A 15,487-nucleotide genomic window follows, 5' to 3' on the forward strand; every position below is an offset into this window, starting at 1 on the left:
CGTGCAGTCGTTCGTCATCAATCTGCTGAACGGAATCAGCTTCGGCCTGTTGCTCTTCATGCTGTCGGCGGGCTTGACGCTGATCTTCAGCATGCTTGGCGTGCTCAACTTCGCGCACGCGAGCTTCTACATGCTGGGCGCCTACGTCGGCTATTCGGTGGCGGCGCGCTTCGGTTTCTGGGCCGCGCTCGTGATCGCGCCGCTCGTCGTCGGCCTGATCGGCGCGGCGCTCGAGCGCTGGCTGTTGCGTCGCGTGCGAAGTCACGGACATCTCGCCGAGTTGCTGCTGACCTTCGGCGCGGCCTACGTGCTCGGCGAACTCGTCAAGCTCGGCTGGGGCTTGAGCCCGCTCGGCGCGAGCGTGCCGGCTGTACTCGACGGTCCGCTTTTCACGCTTTACGGCGCGACCTTCGCGCGCTATCGCGCGTTCATGATGGCGCTCTCACTCGTCATGCTGGCGGCGCTGTACGCGGTGCTGCGCGTGTCGAAGGCGGGGCTCGTGGTGCGCGCCGCGCTCACGCACGCGAGCGCCGTCGAAGCGCTCGGCCACAATGTGCCGCGCGTCTTCACCGGCGTGTTCGCGGCGGGCACGGCGTTGGCCGCGCTGGCCGGCGTGATCGGCGCGCCGCTTTCCGTCATCGAACCGTCGATGGCAGAATCGCTCGGCTCGATCGTGTTCGTCGTCGTGGTGATCGGCGGGCTCGGGTCGCTCGGCGGTGCGCTCGCGGCGTCGCTGCTGATCGGCTGCATTCAGACGCTCGCGGTCGCGAGCGACGTTTCGCTCGGCGACGTGCTCGCCGTTTTCGACGCCTCGCTGCCGCGCGAATGGGACGCGCTGACGCTCGCGCAGCTTGCGCCGCTGATCCCGTATCTGCTGCTCGTCGCGATGCTGGCGTTGCGCCCGCGCGGACTCTTCGGACGGCGCGACGATCATGCGTAAGGTCTCGAAGTCAGCAACTGCAGTCGCGTCGACGATAACGCCCGCCGAGCCCGATGCCCCGCATCAACGCGCGTTATGGCGCAATCTTTTACCGTGGCTCGCGCTGGTCCTGCTGCTTCTTGTGCCGCCGCTGCTGTCGCCGCAAAGCTGGCTGCTCGCCTATCTCGCGCAGACCGCGACGATGATCGTCTTCGCGCTTTCCTACAATCTGCTGCTCGGCGAAACGGGATTGCTGTCGTTCGGACATGCGGCGTATTCCGGCCTAGGCGCACTGATCGCCGCGCATCTGTTCAATCGCGCCGGCGTGCCGCTCGTGCTGCTGCCGCTGATCGGCGGGGCAGGGGCCGCGGTATGCGGCGCGCTGCTCGGCTTCATCTCGACGCGGCGCGCCGGCACCGCATTCGCGATGATCACGCTCGGCATCGGCGAACTGGTGGCGGCGGCCGCGTGGACCTTACCCGACTGGTTCGGCGGCGAGGCGGGCGTCGCGATCGATCGCGCGAGCGGTCCGCCGCTCGGCGCCTTCACATTCGGCCCGGCTCGCGAGGCGTATGCGCTGATCGCGCTGTGGTGCCTGCTCGCGAGCGCGGCGATGTTCGCGCTGTCGCGCTCGCCGTTCATGCGGCTTGCCAATGCGGTGCGCGACAACCCGGCGCGGGCCGCGGCCATCGGCTGCTATCCGCGACGGATTCGCCACGGCGTCGTCGTGATCTCGGCGTTCTTTGCGGGCGTCGCGGGCACGCTGGCGCTCATCAATGTCGAGCTGGTGTCGACGGAAAGCGTCGGCATGGTGCGCTCGGGCTCGGTGCTGATTGCAACGGTGATCGGCGGCGCGGGCGTCTTTTTCGGGCCGGTCGTGGGCGCGGTCGTGCTGACGTTTTTCAGCGTGGCGGTGGCGAGTGTCACGCGGGCCTGGCTCTTTTATCTGGGGCTGTTCTTCATCGTGATCGTGGTCGCTGCACCGGATGGGATCGCCGGCTTCGCGCAGCGGCACCTGGCGCGGCTAACGCGCTTGGGCTGGCGCTCGTGCCGGGCCGCGTGCCTGGTCGCCTACTTGGCAGGCGCAGCGGCGATCCTGCTATGGAGCGCCGCCATCGTGCTCGCGGTGCAGTGGGCCTACGCGGCGCAATTCGGCGCGGACGAAGGCGCCGCGTTACGCATCGGCACAGCGTCTTCGCTGATCGCGTTTGGCGTGTCGTCACCCTGGCGGCTCGTCGTAGCAATTGTTGCGTTGGCAGCGTGCGGAACGCTGGCGGCGCTCGCCGCGAGCCGCGCGCAAACCCGCCTCGCCGCGCATGCCCGCGCGCTGCACAACGCCGGAGACACACGATGATCCCGGCACTCGCGCTCTACGGCGTCACAAAACGCTTCGGCTCCACGCAGATTCTGCGCGGCGTGAATCTCGCGATCGAACCGGGCGAACGTCACGCGTTGATCGGCCCAAATGGCGCGGGCAAGTCCACGCTCTTCAATCTGATTGCCGGTGGCGCGCGTCCCAACGCGGGACGCATCGACCTGTTCGGCGCGGAGATCACGCGGCTCGCGCCGGCGGCGATCGCGCGGCGCGGACTCGCGCGCAGTTTTCAGAGTACGAGCGTGTTCGCGCGCCTGAGCGTATTCGACAACCTCCGTTGCGCCGCGCTGCTCGCCGAGCGCGACCGCTTGCGCTGGTGGCAGCGTTTCGCGGGTTCATCCACGGTCGATGCGCGCGCCTCGCAGGTGCTGCACGCGGTCGGCCTCGGCGCACGCGCGCATGTGCAGGCCGCGACGCTCAGTTATGCCGAGCAGCGCGCGCTCGATCTCGGCATTGCGCTCGCGGGCGGCGCGCATACCTTGCTGCTCGACGAGCCGACGGCCGGCATGAATCGCGCGGAGGCGGCGCGCGCGATCGAACTGATTCGCGAGACCACCGCGGGCCGCACGCTGCTGATGGTCGAGCACGACATGGACGCGGTGTTCGCCATCGCCGATCGCATTTCAGTGCTTGTACAAGGGCGCATTATCGCGACCGGCACGCCCGCGGCGATTCGCGCGGATGCCGCGGTGCGCGCCGCGTATCTCGGCGAAGGTTTCGACGCATGACGCCCTTGCTCGACATTCGCGGACTCAACGCATGGTACGGGCCGAGCCAGGCATTGCATGGCGTGAACCTGCGGATCGGCGCGGGCGAAGTGCTTGCGCTCGTCGGCCGCAACGGCTCGGGACGCTCGACGCTCGCGCGCGCGATCATGGGCCTCGTGCAGTGCGACGGCGAATTGCGCTTTAGAGACCGCTCGCTTGCCGGGCTGCGTACGTTTGAAATCGCGCGGCTCGGCATTGGCTATGTGCCGGAGCATCGTGACGTGTTTCCGACGTTGAGCGTCGGCGAAAATCTCGAACTGGGGGTTGGGCCGGGCAGTAGTGCAAATCGCGGACGCGCGCCGCGCTTTACCATCGACGATGCCTGCGCGCTTTTCCCTGTTTTGCGCGAACGCAGACGCACGCGTGCGGGCGCGCTGTCGGGCGGCGAGCAGCAGATGCTGACGCTCGCGCGTGCGCTGCTCGGCGATCCCGATCTGCTCATAATCGACGAACCCGGCGAGGGTCTTGCCAGCCTCGTGATGCAGCAGGTCGCGCAATGTCTGCGCGTGCTGCGCGAGCGCGGCATGGCGATGCTGCTGATCGAACAGAGGCTCGTGATCGCGGGGGACATTGCGAGCCGCGTCGCGGTGATGGGTCATGGCGAAATCGTGTTCGACGGCGAACTCGATGCTTTCGTGCAGCGCACCGACGTGATGCGCGAGTGGCTCGGCGTCGGTTGAAGGGCGCGCCGTGCCGCTTTGAAAAAAAACCGCAGTGCGATTAGCGTTTGAATTTGCGTCGTCGATAGTCCGCCCAGGTCCGGCGTGCAAGGCATTGCGCTGACCGATCGCGGCAATTCAAACGCTTGATCGTTTGGTGAGCGTCCTCCAGAAATCTTGTCGGCAGCGCGCGGACAAATAAAGACAATTATTGAAGACCGCGCGGCGTCGGCGCGCGCAATTTGCGCGTCGAAATGCGTCGAGATGCGTCGCGGCTTCAGGAGGAGACATCATGAAAAACATACGCACGGCCCGCGAGCATGGATGGCGCGCGCCGCTTGTCGCAAGTTTCGCGCTGCTCGCCGCGGCGCTTTCCATGTCCGCGTGCGCCGACGCGAATTCGACAACCGCAAACACTGCGCCTTCCGCGGACATGCAAACCGCAACCGCAACCGCAACCGCAACCGCAAGCGCGCCGCACGCGCAGCCCGCTTCATCCCCACGTCCCGCGATCGAAGCCGCCAAGGCCCGACAACTCGCGTTAGAGCAAAGCATCGCGGCGCGCGTGCCCACGGCGAGCGGCATGAGCATCAAGCGCAGCCGCGCGCTCACGCTGCGCGACTCGGGCATCGACGGCTCGCTGATGTTCGCGCGCGATGTCGACTTTCGCGTGACCGGCGACATCGGCTTCATGATTCACGACATGGCGGCGACGCTCGTGCCGACGCACGCGGGCGAGCCCATCGTTTTCGACGATCCGACGAGCGTGACGATCGACGTTCATCGCGGCGAAGTCACGCTCGACAGCGCCAAGCTCACGGCGATCTTCGACCGTTATCTATTCCAGTACCAAGGCTCGCCGCTGCGCAATATGCGCGTGGTGCCGCAAGACGGCGGCAGTTTGCGCATAACCGGCGAGATGCATCGCGATACGTGGGTGCCGATCGTGCTGTCCGGATCGCTTGCGATGCGCGGCGCGGACGAACTCGTGTTCCATGCCGATCACGTCGAAGTCGCGGGCGTGGCCGCCGACCGGTTGATGCAGGCCGCGCATGTGAAGATGGCCGATCTGCTGAAAGTCGATACGCCGATTGCGCGGCTCGACGGCGACGACGTCGTGATGCAGGTCGCAAAGCTCACGCCGCCGCCCGCGCTGCGCATGCGCATCACGCGCATCGACACGAGCGCGGCGGGCGTGCGCTTCACGCTGGACGACGGCACGCTGCCCAACATCGACTGGCCCGCGAACATGCCCGCGCGCGGCATGCTGGTGCAAGGCGGCGACGTGAAGTTCATGCGTTCGATGCCGATGAATATCGACATGGCGCTGACGCCCATCGATAGAAGCGCGCCGTTCGTGCTCGATCTGTACCACTATCGCGAGCAGATGGCCGCCGGCTATTTCACTTTCGACGAAGCCGGCGCGCTCGACGTGCATCTGCCTTCATACGCGACGCTCGCGAGCGCGGCAAAAGAGCCGCCGCTGCGGATCGGCATCGGCATCGGCAGCGCGAGTGCGCGCTTTAACGACAGCCTGATTCGCGCGCAGCAGGCGTCGCTGGCGCAGGCGCGGCTCGTGTGGCAACGTGCGCCGCAGAGTGTGCAACGCGCATCGGCCGCGCATGCGATGCCTGTCAGTCTGCGCACGGGGTTGTCTCGCGGCAGCCGGGACGCTGCAACGCTCACACCCAACGACGAGCGTCGTTCGACAGGTCCCACCCCGCTGATTCACGTCGAAAACGTCGACTTCTACGTGGCCGGGCACATCGGCTTTCACGTGCGTTCGCTCGACGCGCAGATGGTCCCGAAGACGCCTGGCCAACCGGTCGATCTCGACAATCCCGATCAGTACGACATACGCATCATCGGCGGCGAAGTAGTCGAACCCTGGCCGGCGATGGCCGCGCTATTCAACGATTATCTGCTCGATTACGAGCCGCGCTCGCTCAACGATCTGCAACTGAAACCGGTCGACGGCAAGCTCGAAGTCACGGGCGGCATCAAGTTGTGGAATCACTTTCCCGGCGTATGGCTGCCGACGACGATGAGCGGCACAATCGTCGCGCGAGACGAGCGGCATCTCGTGTACGAGCCGGCGTCGGTGAAGGTGCTTGGCGTGCCGCAGGCGGGACTGCTGCGCGCGCTCGACATTCCGCTTGCGTCGTTGACGCCGTTCACGCGCAAGGGCGTCGCGCTCGAAGGCAACCAGCTCGTGTTCGATCAGTACACCGTGTTTCCACCGCCGGTCTTGCAAGGGCGTCTTGCAAGCGCCACGGTCACGGACGAGGGCCTCGTGCTGAAGTTCAAACGCGAACCCGGCATTGCCGTCGCGCGGCCGCCTGTCAACGCGGCGAAGAGCTACGTATGGATCGAATCGGGCGACGTGAAGATGTTCAACTCGCTCGTCACGAACGCGCGAACTTTCATCAGCGACAGCTCGAACCCCGGCGTGATGAAGTTCGATTTATACGGCTATCGCAGGGACGTTTCGAAGGGCACGGTAAAAATGGGCACCGACGGCGCGCTCGGCGTGGATCTCGCCGCGCGAGGCAAATAAGAGCGCGCCTGCCTCGCGCGAAGCCTGCCGCACGATTCAATCTTCCTTGTTGACGATCCACTCGTGCGCCGGATCGTTACGGAAATGCCACGTCCGCTGCGCGCCCGCCATCACGTTCAGATAGTACGAGTCGTAGCCATACGGCACGACGACCGGATGATAGCCGCGCGGCACCATCACGACGTCGTGATTCTCGACCGCCATCGATTCGTCGATGTCGCGCATATCTGTGTACACGCGCTGAAACGCAAAACCCTGCGGCGGATTCAGCCGATGGTAGTACGTCTCCTCGAGCGAACTTTCGTGCGGCACGTTGTCGGTGTCGTGCTTGTGCGGCGGATAGCTCGACGCGTGGCCGCCCGGCGTTCTCACCTCGACCACCAGCAGCGACTCGGCGGGTTCGGTCTGCGGAAGAATATCGCAGACGTAACGCGTATTCAGGCTTTTGCCGCGCGTGGAGCGTTTCATCGAAGACGGCTCGATCAGGCGCGCGGGCAACTCGCCTTTTGCAGGCGCGCTCGCCACGCCGATCTCGGCATCGCGGCATGCACGCACCGCGGCGCGCACGCCTGGCGGCAAATACACCGCATACGGCGCGGCATCTTCGAACACGCTGTCGCGCGAACCGAGCGAACTCCACTTCGCGTGCTGCGTTTCGATGTCGACCGCGCCCGTGAGCACGACGATGCACACTTCGCGCGACGGCTCGAACACATGCACGACTTCACTCGTGCCGAGACGATAAGCGGCGAAGCCGACATAGCGCCAGCACGCCGACTGAGGTGTCACTCGCGCGATTGTCTGGCCTTCGCGCTCGGCCTTCACTAACAGACTCATGCTGCCTCCTGCGTGTCGAGCGGCGCATCGACCAATGCACGCAATGTATTGAAGCCTTTTTGCGCGTACTCGAACGACGGCGCGACGACCGGGTCCTGTTCTGCTTCGACCACCAGCCAGCCGCAATAGCCGTGCCGCTTCAGACGCGCGATGATCGATGGAAAGTCGACGGCGCCGTCGCCGGGCACCGTGAACGCGCCCGCGATCACCGCATCGAGAAAACTCCAGTTGCGATTGCGCGCGAGCTTCATCACGGCGGGGCGCACATCCTTGCAGTGCACATGGCAAACGCGGCCGATGTGCTTGTCGAGCACGGCGAGCGGATCGCCGCCTGCAAACGTGATGTGTCCCGCGTCGAACAGCAGGCCGACTGCGTCGCTCGTGCGCGACATCAACTGATCGACGTCGGCGGGCGTTTCGACGTACGCGCCCATGTGATGATGGTAAGCAAGCCGCACGCCGCGGCTTAGCGTATAGCGTGCGAATTCATCGACGCGTGCGGCATACGCGGCCCATTGCGCGTCGCCGAAAAAACGCGGCCTCTGATACAGCGGCTTCGGCGCGCCCTGAATCGAATCGGCCACTTCGCCATACACCATGACGGTCGCGCCGTTTTGCGCAAGCAGTTCGAGGTGCGGGCCGACCGCCGCGATTTCCTCTTCGACGCTGCCGCGCGCGAGACGCCCCGAATACCATCCCGACACGAGCGCGAGATCGTATTGCGCGAGCAGCGTCTTCAATGCCTGCGGTTCGCGCGGGAATTTGTTGCCGAGTTCGAAGCCCTGATAGCCGATCTGCCGGCCTTCGGTCAGCGCGACCTCGAGCGGCGTTTCGCCGCCGAGCGAGGGCAGGTCGTCGTTCATCCACGACAACGGATTGATGCCGATGCGTACGTTGAAAGCTGTCATGCGAGCGATCCTCGGTCGTTGACGTCGTTGTCCGTTTCGTTGCTGTCCTCTGCAACGCCGGATGGTTTTCCGCGTGCCGCAATCTGCGCATCGTAATTCGCTCGCGCGTCGCGCACGCTTGCCCTGGACGATACTTCGGGCACCGCGACTTCCCACCACCAGCCGCCGTCGGTCGTCGTGCGGGCCGGGTCGGTGTCGATGCTAATGACGTATGTGCGATCCGCAGTGCGCGCACGTTGCAGCGCGGCTTCGAGTTCCGCGACGTTCGCCGCATGCTCGGCATGCGCGCCGAGCGCACGCGCATGCGCGGCGAAGTCGATGCGCGGCGCGCCAAGCGGCCCCTGCTTGCAATCGTCGAGCAGGTTGTTGAACGGCGCACCGCCGCATGCCTGCTGCAGTCGATTGATGCAGCCATAGCCGCGATTGTCGAGCACCACGACAATCAGCTTCGCGCCGAGCATCACGGAAGTCGCGATCTCGCTGTTCATCATCAGATAGCTGCCGTCGCCGACCATCACGATCACTTCGCGCTCGGGACGCGCGAGCTTCGCACCGAGCCCGCCGGCGATCTCATAGCCCATGCACGAGTAGCCGTATTCGACGTGATACGCGCCCGGCGTCGCCGCGCGCCACAGCTTGTGCAATTCGGCGGGCAAGGTGCCCGCCGCGCATACGACGATGTCGTTGGCCGGCGAGTTCGCGCTCGAACGCTGCACGGCGCCGATCACATCGCCCTCGTAAGGCAGCACGGCGTCGCGCTGCGGCGCGTGCGTGAGCGTATGTACGGTGTCGCGCCAGCTTGCCGCGAGTTGCTGCGCGCGAGCGGTCCACGCGCGGTCCGCATGCCAGTCCTGTAGGCGTGAGCCAGGCCCATCGAGCGCATCGAGCGCCTCGAGTGCGAGACGCGCGTCCGCTTCCACCACTTGCGCGCGATGCTTGAGGCCGTCGAATGCATTCGCATTGATGCCGATCACGTCCGCCTGCGTGAAGAGCGTGTTCGAGCCGGTCGTGAAGTCCTGCAAACGCGTGCCGAGCGCGAGCACACAGTCGGCGTCGCGCGCGAGTGCGTTCGCGGCAGGCGAGCCGGTGACGCCGAGCGCGCCAACGTTCAATGGATCGTCCCATGCGAGCGAACCCTTACCCGCCTGCGTCTCCGCGACCGGAATGCCGTGCGCGGCGGCGAAGCGTTGCAGCGCGTCAGTCGCGCGGCCGTACAGCACGCCGCCGCCCGCGACGATCAGCGGCCTCTGCGCGCGCCGCAAGCGCTCGATTGCCCGCTCGATTTCATCGACGCGCGGCGCCGGCGCATAAAACGTCACGACGCGCGGCGCGAAGAAATCGGCGGGGAAGTCCCACGCCTGCGCCTGAACGTCTTGCGGCAACGCGAGCGTGACGGGCCCGCAGGACGCGGCGTCGGTGAGCACGCGCAGCGCGCGCGGCAACGCACTCAACAATTGCGCCGGATGCACGATGCGATCGAAGTAACGCGACACGGGTTTGAACGCATCGTTGGCGGACACGCCACCGTCGTGGAAGTCTTCGACCTGCTGCAAAACCGGGTCCGGCGCGCGCGACACGAAAATGTCGCCCGGCAACAGCAGCACCGGCAAACGGTTCACATGCGCGAGCGCCGCGGCAGTGAGCAGATTCGTCGCGCCCGGTCCGATCGAAGTCGTGACCGCCATCATACGGCGGCGGAAATGCGCCTTCGCGTACGCAATCGCGCTATGCGCCATCGCCTGTTCGTTATGCGCGCGCAGCGTGGGCAATTCGTCGCGATGCTGATACAACGCCTCGCCCATGCCCGCGACGTTGCCGTGACCGAAGATCGCGAACACGCCGCCAAAGAGCGGCTCGGTGCCGAGACCGTCTTCGGTCGCGACGCGTTGCGCGGCGAGATAACGCACGAGCGCTTGCGCGGTGGTCAGGCGAATCGTGCCTTCCCGAACCGCGCCGCTTGCGGATGCCGCGTGGCCGTGCTCATGTTCCTGCTCGCGTTTGTGATCCATCATGCGCTGATTCATGCGGCCTGCTCCTGATGAACATGCGTCTTCGCGTCGGGTTCGCCGGCCACGGATTCACGCGCCGCGCGCCACGATGCGATCAGCGTTTCGAAGATGCGGCGCACGCGCGCGATCAGTTCGTCGTCGCCGATTTCACCGGCAAGCCACGCATGGCTCGGCTCGTGAAAGATCGTGCGGCCCACCGTGAAGCCGCGGCATGTCGACGAGCGCGCCGCCGCGCGAAAGCCATCGTTCAACTGCTCGACACCCGCCGACAAACCGAGCAGCACGACACCGCGGCAATACGGATCGCGCTCGGCGATTAACGCATCGACGTTGCGCCACTGCGCGGCGTCCATCGGTTCGAGCTTCCACCACTCGGGATAGATGCCGATGTTGTAAAGCCGCTTTAACGCGCGGTACACCACGTTCGGTCCTTGCGGCAAGTTCGGGTGCTTCGGCGGAATCACTTCGAGCAGCAACTCGTGGCCGCTTGCCTGCGTTGCATCGTAGAGCGCGCGCAATTGCGCTTCCTGTTCGAGACGCTGTTCGATCGGCTCGTCGGGATGGAATTGCACGAGGCACTTCGCGACGTGCTCTTGCGGCCACGTGACGAGCGTCGTGCCCACGGAGCGTCCATGATCGAAGACGAGCGGCACCGAGCCCGGCAACTCGACGGGGCGGCCGATCCACCAGCCGCGGCCGGTCGCCGCATTCAGCGCATCCTGACCATAACGATCGTCGATCAGCACGCCGATGCGGCCTTGCAAACCCAACGCGCTTTCGGTCTGCGAGACCGCCTCGACGAACAGGCCCTTGAGCCTCGTGATACGCGCGTCGCTCGCGCCGGTCTGCTGCGCGAGTTCGAAGAACTGGTTGCGATGATCGAATGCAAAGCCGAGTACTTCGTTCCATTGCTTGCGCGCGGGCGTCACGCGATGCAGGCGCGCGAGCGTCGCGTCGCGGTCCGGGCGGCGCATGCGTTCGGGGTCGGCTTTGGCCTCGCGCAGGAAGTAGTCGAGTTCGGCGGGCGTCGGCATGGCCGGCGCGCACGCGTGGCGCGAGACCACCAGGGCGCCGCTCGCGTTCCCGGCGCGCGCGCATGCTTCGAGCGGTTGATCGCGCAACCATCCTGAGAGAAAGCCGGAGGCGAACGCGTCGCCCGCGCCGAGCACGTTCAGCACTTCCACTTGCACGCCGCCGTGAACCGGCACGTCGTCGAGCGAGGCGGGCACTTTGCCGTCGATAATCTGGCAGCCCAGCGGCCCGCGCTTGAGCACGAGCGTGGCGGGCGTTACCGCGCGCACCATCGCGAGTGCGTCGACGAGTTCGCTCTTGCCGCCTGCGATGCGAAACTCTTCTTCGGTGCCGATCACGAGATCGAACAACGGCAGAATGCGCTGCAAATGCGCGGTGACGCCTTCGCTCGCGACAAAGCGCGTTTCGCCGTCCGCCTTGCCCGTGAGACCCCACAACACCGGACGATAGTCGATGTCGAGCACGGTGCGCACCTGGTTGCGCCGCGCGTAGTCAAGCGCGCGGCGGCTCGTGCGGTTCACCTGCTCGGTGGAAAAGTGCGTGCCGGTAATCAGCAGCGCTTTCGACGACGCGATAAACGCTTCATCGAAATCCGCTTCGTCAACGGCCATGTCCGCGCAATTCTCGCGATAGAAAATCAGCGGGAACGTGTCGCGGTCTTTCAGGCCGAGCAGCACGAGCGCGGTCAGGCGTTCCTGATCGACGCGCACGTGGCTCACGTCGCAGCCTTCCTTCGTCAACGTCTCGGTGAGAAAGCGGCCCATATGGTCGTTACCGACGCGCGCGAGCATCGCCGCGGAAAGTCCGAGCCGCGCGCAGCCGAACGCAATATTCGCCGACGATCCGCCGAGATACTTCGCGAAGCTCGACACGTCCTCGAGGCGCGCGCCGACCTGCTGCGCGTAGAGATCGACGGCGAGGCGGCCAAGGCACACGATGTCGCGGCTGCGCTCCGGCGCGAAGCGGCTGCCGGCGTTCGCGCCGGACATGCCCGCGGTTTCGCCCGAGGTCTGTGCCGGTGTGCCGCCGAATGTACTGGAATGAGCCATGAATGTCCCTGAATGACGGAGCGCGGCAAGCGGTTTCATCGCTGCGCCTGCCGCGCGAATGAATCAGATCGTTGCGCCTTCGAGTTCGCCGATCATCTTCTGCATCTCGGCGCCGCCCGCCATCATGTCGAGCACTTCGTCCTTGCTGATGGTTTCCTTCGTGAAGGTGCCGAGCGATTTGCCGCGATTGAGCAGCGTGAACGAGTCGCCGATCGGATATGCGTGATGCACGTTGTGCGTGATGAAGATCACCGAGATGCCTTTCGCGCGCGCCTTGTGAATCAGCTTCAGCACGTTGAAGCTCTGCTTCACGCCGAGCGCGGCGGTGGGCTCGTCGAGAATCAGCACGCGTGCGCCGAAGTGAATCGCGCGCGCAATCGCCAGACACTGTTTCTCGCCGCCCGACATCGTGCCGATCGGCTGATGCGGATCGCGCACGTTGATGCCCATTTCCGCGAGCTTGTCGCGTGCGGTGGTCGCGCTGGTTTCGAGGTCCATCACGTTCAGGAAGCCGAAGAGTTTCTTTTGCGGCTCGCGTCCCATGAAGAAATTGCGCGCGACGGAAAGCAGCGGCACGAGCGCGAGATCCTGATAGACGGTGGCGATGCCCAGATCGAGCGCGTCTTTCGGCGACTCGAACAAAACCGGCTTGCCGTCGACCAGATACTGGCCCGACGACGGCTGATGCACGCCGGCCAGCGTCTTGATGAGCGTGGACTTGCCCGCGCCGTTGTCGCCGAGCAGGCAGTGCACTTCGCCGCGCTTCAGGCGCAAGGTCACGCCGCTTAGCGCGATCACCTTGCCGAAGTACTTGTTGACGTTTTCGAGCGCGAGGATCACGTCGTCTTGCTGCGCGGCGGCGGTTGCCACCGGCGCTTCGTGAGTCACAGGGTTCGTATCCGACATGTTCGTCTCCTCGTTACGATTGCGACACGCGACGGCGCACGTAGTGATTGAACAGCACCGCGATCAGCAGCATCACGCCGAGAAACACGCGGAACCAGTCGGAACTCACGTTCGTATAGGTGATGCCGATCTGCACGACGCCGAAGATCAGCGCGCCGAAGCAGGCGCCGACCACGGACCCGTAGCCGCCCGTCAGCAAGGTTCCGCCGATCACCGCCGCGATGATCGCTTCGAATTCCTTCTGCAAGCCGCGATCCGCCGCAGCCGAGCCGATGTCGCACACTTGCAATACCGCGAACAGGCACGAGCAGAATGCGGTCAGCACGAACAGCAGAATCTTCACGCGGCGCACCGGAATGCCCACGTTCTTGGCTGCGTTCGCATCGCCGCCGACGGCGAGAATCCAGTTGCCGGCGCGCGTCTTTGCCAGAACGAATGCGCAGATCGCGGCGAGGCCGAACCACCACAGAATTACCTTCGGAATGCCCGGCACCAGCGCATGACCGTTATCGAGCAGCGTGCCGATGCCGTGATGCGCGAGCATCGTGAAGAGGCCATTGAGCGCGACGCCGTGAAAGAGCGTGTTGGCGAGCCAGTCCTGCTGCGCGAGGTCGCCGACGCCCGAGACGATGGTGCGGTCGGCGAACATGATCGACAGCGCGAGCGTGAGGCCGCGCAGAATGAACAGGAAGGCCAGCGTGACGATGAACGACGGCAGCCGCGTGCGCATCACGAGATAGCCGTTGAGCGCGCCGAGCAGCATGGAGCCGGCGAATGCAAAGAGGATCGAGAGCGAAATCGGCCAGTGAAAGTACACGCTCGGAATCGCGACCATCATGCCGGCGAAGCCGATCATCGAGCCGATCGAGAGGTCGAACTCGCCCGCGATCATCAAGAGACATGCGCCGACCGCGAGGATGCCGAGATACGCGGACACCTGCGACCAGTTCATCACGCCGTCGAGATTGAACATGCCGGAGCCGCCGGCCGTCAGCGCGAAAACGAGAAACACGAGTACCGCGCCGGAAATCGCGGCAAATTCAGGGCGGTTCAGCAAATGACCGAACCACGATTCCTTGCGCACGCGCTCGTCGCGTCCGTCGCGCGCTTCGGCGTCCGGGCGCGGCGCGGCGTTATGCGAAGCGGCGCTGTTTGGATCGACGTGCGGTGGGAAGTGTTTGCCGGCTACACCCATGATGTCTCCTTGGAGCCGGCTGTGCGTTAGGGCAGGCGGGAATGCGTTGCGAGAACGACAGCCGGTGAAATGCGCGCTGGCGGCGAGGCTGCCGGGCGGGAGCGATGCCCGCCGCGCGCGTGACTAGCTAGAAGAAAGAATCAGCGATACTGCCCTGCGTACTTGATGACCTTGTCGAGGTTTTCCTTCGTGATGAAGCCCGGGCCCGAACGAATGTTCTTCGGTCCATACGACGGCGCGAGACCGTACGTCGCGAGCCGCGCCTTGAACTTCGGATTCGCTTCGAGAATCTGGCGGATTTTCGCGGGGTCGGTGGTGTGCTCTTTCTTCACGATGGCGAGCACGGCGACCGGAATATAGCCTTGCAAATACGGCTGCTGATCGATCGCGAACTGGATCGTGCCGTTCTGGATGGCCTTCGCGATGTCGTCGGAGAAGTCGAACGTGCAGAAATAGATCTTGCCGTTCAGGCCCATTTGCTGGACCGCTTTCAGCGTGGCCGACGCGGGCGTCGGTCCGAGCGTGAGAATCGCGCCGGTGTTCGGATGGTTGCGCAAATAGGCGCTGACCTTCGATTGGATCTCGGTCGGGTCCTGGCCGGAATCGATGGTGGACGATTTATAGTCGACGCCGATCGCATCCGCGAAACCACGGCAACGGTCGAACGAAACGGTGTTGGTCGCGAGGTGATTCACGCACACGAACGACTTCACGCCGGCCGCTTTCGCCTTCTCGCCCGCCGCCTTGCCGGCGACGTATTCGGGCTGGCCGACGTGCATGATCGCGCCCAGTTGCGCGCTCTGTTCCTCGGTGCCGGAATTGATCGTGACGAGCGGAATCTTCTTCGCGGTCACCTTGCTGATGGAGCTCTTGAGCACATCGTAATCGGCGATGGTGACGATCACGCCGTCGTAGTTGCGCGCGGCGGCCTGCTCGACGAGGCGCGCCATATCGGCGATGTCGCCGTTCGGCGGATTGCGATAGTCGGTCTCGACGTTGAAGTCCTCGTCGGCCTGCTTGATCGCGTTCTTGATCGTGTTCCACCAGGAATCGGAGTCCGGCGCGTGGCTGATCAGCACGAAATGAGCGTCAGCCGCGCGGGCGGCCGAAGCCGCGCCGAATCCCGTCGCCAACGTCAATGCCGTCACCAGAATCCTGAGCGTAGCCTTGCCCTTGCAAAGTCTCATGTCTCCACCTTTCTCGGTCTGTCGTTATTGAGGGAGCGACGCAGCTGCGCCGAAGCGCCATCGCTCACGACCAAGATTAGGTCATCT

12 protein-coding genes are annotated in these 15,487 nt (G+C 65.1%); 5 read left to right on the forward strand and 7 right to left on the reverse strand.

Annotated elements, in window-relative coordinates; translation table 11 throughout:
• The first annotated feature begins 1 nt into the window (after nucleotide 1).
• The 5 genes from P0D87_RS21995 to P0D87_RS22015 all read left to right on the forward strand — a co-directional run bounded on the left by P0D87_RS21995 (nucleotide 2) and on the right by P0D87_RS22015 (nucleotide 6,277).
• Nucleotides 2–940 (forward strand): branched-chain amino acid ABC transporter permease, encoded by a 939-nt coding sequence (locus P0D87_RS21995; protein ID WP_006052024.1) that lies wholly within the window; start codon nucleotides 2–4, stop codon nucleotides 938–940.
• On the forward strand, nucleotides 933–2,273 hold the full coding sequence (locus P0D87_RS22000; RefSeq protein WP_053858519.1) for a branched-chain amino acid ABC transporter permease: 1,341 nt from the start codon (nucleotides 933–935) through the stop codon (nucleotides 2,271–2,273). Before P0D87_RS21995 ends, P0D87_RS22000 begins: the two co-directional genes overlap by 8 nt.
• A complete protein-coding gene (locus tag P0D87_RS22005) occupies nucleotides 2,270–3,022 on the forward strand; it encodes an ABC transporter ATP-binding protein (RefSeq protein ID WP_029967697.1) in 753 nt (250 codons plus the stop codon). The genes P0D87_RS22000 and P0D87_RS22005 overlap by 4 nt, the downstream gene beginning before the upstream one ends.
• Nucleotides 3,019–3,741, forward strand: coding sequence for an ABC transporter ATP-binding protein (locus P0D87_RS22010; RefSeq protein ID WP_053858518.1), 723 nt, complete (start codon nucleotides 3,019–3,021; stop codon nucleotides 3,739–3,741). The genes P0D87_RS22005 and P0D87_RS22010 overlap by 4 nt, the downstream gene beginning before the upstream one ends.
• 271 nt (nucleotides 3,742–4,012) lie before the next feature.
• Nucleotides 4,013–6,277, forward strand: coding sequence for a hypothetical protein (locus P0D87_RS22015; protein ID WP_053858517.1), 2,265 nt, complete (start codon nucleotides 4,013–4,015; stop codon nucleotides 6,275–6,277).
• 36 nt (nucleotides 6,278–6,313) lie between these two features.
• Here the strand turns inward: P0D87_RS22015 and iolB are convergent, their stop codons facing one another.
• The 7 genes from iolB to P0D87_RS22050 all read right to left on the reverse strand — a co-directional run bounded on the left by iolB (nucleotide 6,314) and on the right by P0D87_RS22050 (nucleotide 15,400).
• Nucleotides 6,314–7,114 (reverse strand): 5-deoxy-glucuronate isomerase, encoded by an 801-nt coding sequence (iolB, locus tag P0D87_RS22020; protein ID WP_006052392.1) that lies wholly within the window; start codon nucleotides 7,112–7,114, stop codon nucleotides 6,314–6,316.
• The gene (iolE, locus tag P0D87_RS22025; RefSeq protein ID WP_053858516.1) at nucleotides 7,111–8,022 is read right to left on the reverse strand and encodes a myo-inosose-2 dehydratase; all 912 of its coding nucleotides are present in this window, start codon (nucleotides 8,020–8,022) and stop codon (nucleotides 7,111–7,113) included. The genes iolB and iolE overlap by 4 nt, the downstream gene beginning before the upstream one ends.
• Entirely contained in the window at nucleotides 8,019–10,046 is a 2,028-nt protein-coding gene (iolD, locus tag P0D87_RS22030; protein WP_053858515.1) for a 3D-(3,5/4)-trihydroxycyclohexane-1,2-dione acylhydrolase (decyclizing), read from the reverse strand. The genes iolE and iolD overlap by 4 nt, the downstream gene beginning before the upstream one ends.
• Entirely contained in the window at nucleotides 10,043–12,112 is a 2,070-nt protein-coding gene (locus tag P0D87_RS22035; protein WP_408637035.1) for a bifunctional 5-dehydro-2-deoxygluconokinase/5-dehydro-2-deoxyphosphogluconate aldolase, read from the reverse strand. The genes iolD and P0D87_RS22035 overlap by 4 nt, the downstream gene beginning before the upstream one ends.
• 63 nt (nucleotides 12,113–12,175) lie before the next feature.
• Nucleotides 12,176–13,018, reverse strand: a complete 843-nt coding sequence (locus P0D87_RS22040; RefSeq protein WP_029967685.1) for an ATP-binding cassette domain-containing protein — start codon at nucleotides 13,016–13,018, stop codon at nucleotides 12,176–12,178.
• 13 nt (nucleotides 13,019–13,031) lie between these two features.
• Nucleotides 13,032–14,213 (reverse strand): ABC transporter permease, encoded by a 1,182-nt coding sequence (locus P0D87_RS22045; protein WP_029967683.1) that lies wholly within the window; start codon nucleotides 14,211–14,213, stop codon nucleotides 13,032–13,034.
• A 140-nt stretch (nucleotides 14,214–14,353) separates the two neighbouring features.
• On the reverse strand, nucleotides 14,354–15,400 hold the full coding sequence (locus P0D87_RS22050; RefSeq protein ID WP_006052398.1) for a sugar ABC transporter substrate-binding protein: 1,047 nt from the start codon (nucleotides 15,398–15,400) through the stop codon (nucleotides 14,354–14,356).
• Between the last annotated feature and the right edge of the window lie 87 nt (nucleotides 15,401–15,487).

Source organism: Paraburkholderia sp. RL17-368-BIF-A (assembly GCF_046054045.1).
Taxonomy (GTDB): domain Bacteria; phylum Pseudomonadota; class Gammaproteobacteria; order Burkholderiales; family Burkholderiaceae; genus Paraburkholderia; species Paraburkholderia graminis.

Excerpts from the sequence above, each read along its gene's own strand:
- iolE (WP_053858516.1), bottom strand. The coding sequence starts at position 8,022 with ATGACAGCTTTCAACGTACGCATCGGCATCAATCCGTTGTCGTGGATG.
- iolB (WP_006052392.1), bottom strand. The coding sequence starts at position 7,114 with ATGAGTCTGTTAGTGAAGGCCGAGCGCGAAGGCCAGACAATCGCGCGA.
- P0D87_RS22045 (WP_029967683.1), bottom strand. The coding sequence starts at position 14,213 with ATGGGTGTAGCCGGCAAACACTTCCCACCGCACGTCGATCCAAACAGC.
- P0D87_RS22010 (WP_053858518.1), top strand. The coding sequence starts at position 3,019 with ATGACGCCCTTGCTCGACATTCGCGGACTCAACGCATGGTACGGGCCG.
- P0D87_RS22035 (WP_408637035.1), bottom strand. The coding sequence starts at position 12,112 with ATGGCTCATTCCAGTACATTCGGCGGCACACCGGCACAGACCTCGGGC.
- P0D87_RS22005 (WP_029967697.1), top strand. The coding sequence starts at position 2,270 with ATGATCCCGGCACTCGCGCTCTACGGCGTCACAAAACGCTTCGGCTCC.
- P0D87_RS22050 (WP_006052398.1), bottom strand. The coding sequence starts at position 15,400 with ATGAGACTTTGCAAGGGCAAGGCTACGCTCAGGATTCTGGTGACGGCA.
- iolD (WP_053858515.1), bottom strand. The coding sequence starts at position 10,046 with ATGAATCAGCGCATGATGGATCACAAACGCGAGCAGGAACATGAGCAC.
- P0D87_RS22015 (WP_053858517.1), top strand. The coding sequence starts at position 4,013 with ATGAAAAACATACGCACGGCCCGCGAGCATGGATGGCGCGCGCCGCTT.
- P0D87_RS22040 (WP_029967685.1), bottom strand. The coding sequence starts at position 13,018 with ATGTCGGATACGAACCCTGTGACTCACGAAGCGCCGGTGGCAACCGCC.
- P0D87_RS22000 (WP_053858519.1), top strand. The coding sequence starts at position 933 with ATGCGTAAGGTCTCGAAGTCAGCAACTGCAGTCGCGTCGACGATAACG.